We start from the raw sequence: 3396 nt of genomic DNA on the forward strand, positions 1-3396 counted from the left end.
ACGCGGTGGCCGGAGCGATCGCCGCGGGCCTCGGGGCGGCGTCGAACGCTCCGCGGCAGACGACCCTGCCCGGCCCAACCCGATGACACCCGCCACCCCGGACACCGGCGCGACGCTCCGGGCCATCGCCCGCGACGCCGGTGTCACGGCCCACGTCCACGCGACCCGGCTGACCGGCCCGCCCGGGACGACGTCCCTGGCCGACACCGAGCCGGTCGCGATCGCCTCCCTCTACAAGCTGCCGCTCGCCCTGATCTGGGCGGAGCTCGTCGCAGAGGGCCGGCTCAAGGCGGACCAGCTGGTCCGCCTCGCGGCACCGAACCGGATGCCCGGCCCGACGGGCGTGGCGATGCTGCTCGACGACGTCGCCCTGAGCGCGCGCGACGCCGTCCGGCTGATGCTCGCCGTGTCGGACAACGCGTGCGGCGACGCCGTGCTGGACCTGGTGGGCCGCGACCGGGCGCACGAGCGCCTGGCGCGACTCGGGCTCCCGGAGTCCCTGATACGGCAGGGGTCCGCCGAGGAGACGCGCGCCGTCCTGCGGGACACCGGGACCGACGGCTGGGCCGCCGCCCAGCGTGTGCTCGCCGACCCCGACCGGGCCGCCGAGACCTCCCAGTACGACCCGGCCCTGGCGAGCGCGGCGACGGCCGCGCAGCTCGCGCAGGTGCTGCGCCTGCTGTGGTCACGCCCGGGCGGGCCTCACGACACGGTGCGCGACGCGCTGGCCCACCAGGCATGGCGGCACCGGATCGGGAGTGGGTTCCCGCACGACGACGTCCTGCTGCTCGGCAAGACCGGTTCCCTCGGCCGCCTACGGCATGAGGCGGCGGTGGTGCGCTTCCCGCACGAGCACCCGGTCGGCGTCGTGGTGCTGACCCGTGCCGCCCGGCCGGAACGGCACCTGCCCCGGGTCGACGCCGCGATCGGCGAGCTGGCTCGGGTCGCCGTCGGCCCGCTACGGCTGGCGGACGACGAGTGACGTCCCGCCGTGGACGGCCCGGAGCGCAGCGAGCCCACCGGGGCCGACCAGGTGCGGGACCATAGCCACATGCCCTCCCCCGTCCGCCCCGGTCTGCCCGTCACCCCCGCCCTGACGATCCCCCGGGCCGAGCTCACCGAGCGGTTCTCCCGCGCCTCCGGGCCGGGCGGTCAGGGCGTCAACACGACGGACTCGCGCGTCGAGCTGTCCTGGGACGTCGGTCGTTCCGCCGTCCTGAACGAGACCCAGCGCGCCCGGCTCACCGATCGGCTGGCGAGCCGGCTCGTGGGCGGCGTCCTGACCGTCGTCGCCGCTGAGAACCGGGAGCAGCGGCGCAACAGAGACGCTGCCGCCCTGCGCCTGGCCGCGCTCGTCGCCGACGCGCTGGCTCCCGGCCCGAAGGCGCGCCGCGCCACGCGGGCCACCCGGGGCTCGCAGGAGCGGCGGCTGACCGCCAAGAAGCAGCGCTCGGACACCAAGCGGCTGCGCTCCTCCAAGCCCCGGCGCGAGGACTGAGACCCGTCAGGAGATCAGCAGACGGTGGCGCTCACGTGCACCCAGCCGGTCTCCACGGAACCACCGGACTTGGGCTTCCACTGAAGCTTCGCGCTGCCGGAGACATCCGTGCCGCAGGGCAGGTCGAACGCAGGCGTCGGCAGGGCGTCCGAGATGTCCTTGTAGGCTTCGTTCTTCTTCACCGGGAAGAACGTGATGCTGGGCGGGTTCGTCCAGTCCTTGGTGATCGTGATGTCGGTCTCCACGATCCGTACGACGTAGTCGCCCGGCCGGCTGGCGTCGTCCGACACCGATCCGCGCACGTAGACGGTACCCGTGGAGTTCTGCCGGATCGACACGCAGCGGTCGACCCGATCACCCACGCAGTGCCCGGCCACGCGGGTCCACGCACTGGCAGGTGCCGCGGTGAGCACGGTCGCCACCAGCGTCAGTCCTGCCACCGCCGCAAGCGTCCTCTTGATCCGGTTCATGCGATTCCCCCTGTCTCGCGGGCGCCCTTTCGGCGTCCCCGTCACGGTCAAGCCTGCCTGCGCGGGGGAACTCCCGCACGCAAAGTCATCGAGCCGCGTCGATCGTCGCGTGGATCGCGTCGAGCTCCTCCCAGGCCACCTGCGGCCGCTCCAGGCCCCGCTTCGCGAGGTAAGCCGCCGCCCGGGCGCGCAGGCCCCGCACGAACCGGAACGGCGTCAGCAGGCCCGCGGTCCGCACCCCGTCCACGACCCGCTCCGGACGGAACACCAGGCCCTGGTCGCCCTCGACGAGCTCGCCCAGCACGACGAGGCTGCGGTTCCCGGCCAGCAGCTCGTCGTGGCGGTGGAACAGCAGGCTCGCCGGGCCCGGCCGCGCATCGGTGCCGGGCACCAGCAGGCCGCCGTCGACGGCCTCGGGGACCACCCGGTCGAGGGTCGGCAGACCGGCGTCGTCCAGCCGGGCCAGGATCCCGCTGGTGAAGTCGCCCAACTCCTTGGCGAACGGCGCGGGCAGGCCCGGCATCGCCGGGACCGCGAGCAGCCGGACGGCGTCCGGCAGCGGCTCCCGCGTCGTGACGGCGGCGGGCGTCACCGTGATGATCAGCCGCATGTAGTAGACGTCGAGGAGGCGCCGGGCCAGGCGCCCGGTCGACAGGGCGCGCGACGACGGCTGGGCCGCCGCGATCCGCCGCCACAGGTCGGCGTTGCGCGCGAACGAGGTCACGACCTCGTCCGGGCACTCGGCCGCGCCCTGGAGGAGCACCTGCCCCGCCTGGTCGAGACCGCTGCCGGTGGGGTCCGAGAAGAGCACAGCGACCCGCGCGTCCCGCCGCACGTTGAGGGCCTTCTGGGCGAACCCGATCGACGTCGACAGCACGAACGTCCCGTCGTCGGGCCGCCACACGCCCGAGACCGGCCACGCGACCGGGGTGCCCGACCGCGAGACGGTGGCCACCTCGCACGTGAGATAGGACGAGATGACGTTGGCTGCGACCGGTGCGACCAGCTGGTCGTTCTGCATGGTTGATCTCCGTCTGGAAAGGGGCCCTGACCAGGCCGCGGACAGGGTAGCGGGCCCGGGGCGCCCAGCCTGTGACAGGTTCACCCGGGTGACTTCGCGCCCGGTTCGACGGTGTACCCGCACCGCAGCGTGGACGATGGGCTGCTAGGGGCACGCAAGGGGCGATCATGATCTCGAACCAGACCTGACACCTTGAGGGAGCACCGTTGGCCAGCTCGTTCGGCACGTACCTGCGGAGCCTGCGGCAGGGTGCCGGGCTGACGATCGAGGACCTCTCGCACCTCTCCGGCGTGAGCGTCCGAGCCATCGGCGACATGGAGCGCGGCGTCAGCCGCGGCCCCCAGCGCCGCACCGTGCAGGCGCTGGCCGGTGCCCTGGCGCTCGACGAGCCGCAGCAGGCCGAGCTG

At 73.9% G+C, this 3396-nt stretch carries 5 protein-coding genes; 3 read left to right on the forward strand and 2 right to left on the reverse strand.

What is annotated here, in order from left to right:
- On the forward strand, window positions 1-982 hold a 982-nt coding region (locus tag PROKR_RS19085), incomplete at its 5' end, for a serine hydrolase (RefSeq protein WP_245605885.1).
- A gap of 69 nt (window positions 983-1051) precedes the next feature.
- Window positions 1052-1498 (forward strand): alternative ribosome rescue aminoacyl-tRNA hydrolase ArfB, encoded by a 447-nt coding sequence (gene arfB, locus PROKR_RS19090; protein ID WP_036965807.1) that lies wholly within the window; start codon window positions 1052-1054, stop codon window positions 1496-1498.
- A gap of 14 nt (window positions 1499-1512) precedes the next feature.
- Here arfB and PROKR_RS19095 read toward each other — a convergent pair whose 3' ends face one another.
- Window positions 1513-1968 carry a hypothetical protein gene (locus tag PROKR_RS19095; RefSeq protein ID WP_036965774.1) on the reverse strand — a complete coding sequence of 152 codons (456 nt, stop codon included), beginning with the start codon at window positions 1966-1968 and terminating at the stop codon, window positions 1513-1515.
- Between the two features lie 85 nt (window positions 1969-2053).
- Window positions 2054-2989, reverse strand: coding sequence for a pyridoxamine 5'-phosphate oxidase family protein (locus PROKR_RS19100; RefSeq protein ID WP_051433146.1), 936 nt, complete (start codon window positions 2987-2989; stop codon window positions 2054-2056).
- A gap of 206 nt (window positions 2990-3195) precedes the next feature.
- Here PROKR_RS19100 and PROKR_RS19105 point away from each other — a divergent pair.
- Window positions 3196-3396, forward strand: a 201-nt coding sequence (locus PROKR_RS19105) for a helix-turn-helix domain-containing protein (RefSeq protein WP_036965776.1), incomplete at its 3' end; no start/stop codon positions are given.

Origin of the sequence: Promicromonospora kroppenstedtii DSM 19349 (assembly GCF_000515355.1) — a bacterium.
In the GTDB taxonomy this organism is placed as follows: domain Bacteria; phylum Actinomycetota; class Actinomycetes; order Actinomycetales; family Cellulomonadaceae; genus Promicromonospora; species Promicromonospora kroppenstedtii.